2 protein-coding genes are annotated in these 2,036 nt (G+C 64.7%); one reads left to right on the forward strand and one right to left on the reverse strand.

Annotated features, from left to right (window positions below; genetic code table 11):
• Positions 1 to 214: 214 nt before the first annotated feature.
• Positions 215 to 823, reverse strand: coding sequence for a TetR/AcrR family transcriptional regulator (locus tag EN990_RS35120; protein ID WP_127369263.1), 609 nt, complete (start codon positions 821 to 823; stop codon positions 215 to 217).
• A 102-nt stretch (positions 824 to 925) separates the two neighbouring features.
• Between EN990_RS35120 and EN990_RS35125 the strand changes: the two genes are divergently transcribed.
• Positions 926 to 1,933: an NAD(P)-dependent alcohol dehydrogenase gene (locus EN990_RS35125; protein ID WP_127369264.1), complete on the forward strand. Its 1,008-nt coding sequence runs from the start codon at positions 926 to 928 to the stop codon at positions 1,931 to 1,933.
• The last annotated feature ends 103 nt before the right edge of the window (positions 1,934 to 2,036 follow it).

Raw genomic sequence — 2,036 nt, forward strand, 5'->3', positions numbered from 1 at the left:
CCTGCTCGTCACCACCGAAGCCATGATCGCGGAGGCTCCGAAGAAGGAGTCGGCTGGCGGCGGCATGCCTGGCGGCATGGGCGGCGGCGGCATGGGCGGCATGGGCGGCATGGATTTCTAATCCAGCCCTATCAGCCTTCAGATACGGAAAGGGCGGCAGAGATGCCGCCCTTTTCGTTTACGCGGACCTCGATCGCCGCGCCTCCGTCGGTTCTCAGACGGCGGCATCCGCGCGTTGCTTTACCTCGCCAGCAAGCACCGCGGCTTCGATCAACGCCGCGACCTCATCAGCCACCGCCTGTAAGGGGGCGCGGTCTCGGGTGGCGCGGGCGATCACCATCAGCCCTTCCAGTGACGATTCGACCAGCAGTGCCAATGCATGCGCGCGGCGCGCGGGCACCCCTGCCCTGACGAAGGCGTCCCGCAGCAGACCTATCCACTGTTCGAAGGCCGAGCGGCACAACTCCGCCAGTTCCGGCACGTCGGTGGGCGAGTCCAGCACGACAGGCGCGATCGGACAGCCGAGTGAAAACTGGTTGTCTTCCAGCATGCGCCCCACCGACTGGTAGATATGATGGACGGCTACCGCCGGATCCTTTTCGGCGGCCAGCGCTTCGCCCAGCCTCTCCGTCACGTCGGCAACGCTGGCGCGCGTCACCTCGATGACCAATTGGTCCTTGCCGCCGGGAAAATGAAAATACAGCGAGCCCCGCGGTGCGCCGCTGGCGCTCAATATGTCGTTGAGCGAGGTGCCGTGATAGCCGTGCTGCCTGAGCAGCAGCCCAGTCGTCTCGAGTATGCGGGTGCGGGTGTCGTTGGCCATGTCAACCTCTGTCAGTAGGAATCATTATAGGCCTTGCGCAGAATATCACAATCGGTCTACATAATATGTAGATCAGTCTATATATTCCTTGAGGAGAACGAAATGCGCAACTACCGCCTCGAAGGATCCGGGACCGAATCCCTGGTGATGCGCGAGGCGGCGCAGCCAGAGCCGAAACCGCATGAGATCGTGGTGCGCGTTCGCGCCACATCGCTCAACCGACGCGACACGATGATCCTCAACGGCACCTATCCGCTGCCGCCACGCCAAGGCGTCGTTCCGCTGAGCGACGGGGCTGGTGAGGTTGTCGCCGTCGGCGCTGCCGTCACCCGCTTTGCCGTCGGCGACCGTGTCACCGGCAGCTATTTCGCGCGCTGGATCGACGGCCGCATCCATGCCGGGCTCGTCGACCAGCTCGGCTGCACGCTGGACGGCATGCTGGCGGAATATGCGGTTCTCGACGAACAATGGGCGGTGCGGCTGCCCGATCATCTCGACTGGCAAGAGGCCGCAACGCTGACCTGCGCCGGCCTGACCGCCTGGAATGCGGTGACGGGCGCCGGAATTCCGAAGCCCGGCCAATGGGTTCTGGTCATCGGCTCGGGCGGCGTCTCGCTCTTTGCATTGCAGTTCGCCAAGCTGCTCGGCTGCCATGTCGCCGTCGTCACCTCGCGCGGCGAGAAAGCCGACAGGCTGCGGGCGCTGGGCGCCGACCTGGTGATTTCGACACCGGATATGCCGCAATGGGGTGCGGCCGTCCGCGACCAGACCGGCGGCATCGATCTCGTCGTCGAGACCGGTGGCCCGGCGACCTTCGCGCAGTCGCTGATCGCCAGCACGCTTTACGGGCACATCGTGCTCTTGACGCTGCAGGATGCGAAAGGCGGATCGATCCAGCTGCCGGCGGCACTCTACCAGCGCAGCCTCGCCACCATCAGCCGCCTGTTCGTCGGCAGCCGGACCAATCTCGAAGCCATGCTGCGCGCCGTCTCGCAGCACCGCCTGCGGCCCGTCATCGACAAGGTCTTCGCCTTCACCGAGGCCGGCGATGCCTATCGCTATTTCCAGCAGGGCGACGTCGTTGGGAAGGTGATCATCGACGGCGCCTGACCCATCGAGTCCTCAAACCCAAGGGAGAACGACCATGACAATTCGTGAAGCCTCGGCCAAGTGGCAAGGGACGCTGAAGGAAGGTTCGGGCCGGTTGCGGCTC

The sequence above is a fragment of the Mesorhizobium sp. M7A.F.Ca.US.005.03.1.1 genome, assembly GCF_003997975.1.
GTDB lineage: Bacteria > Pseudomonadota > Alphaproteobacteria > Rhizobiales > Rhizobiaceae > Mesorhizobium > Mesorhizobium ciceri.

Excerpts from the sequence above, each read along its gene's own strand:
- EN990_RS35120 (WP_127369263.1), bottom strand. The coding sequence starts at position 823 with ATGGCCAACGACACCCGCACCCGCATACTCGAGACGACTGGGCTGCTG.
- EN990_RS35125 (WP_127369264.1), top strand. The coding sequence starts at position 926 with ATGCGCAACTACCGCCTCGAAGGATCCGGGACCGAATCCCTGGTGATG.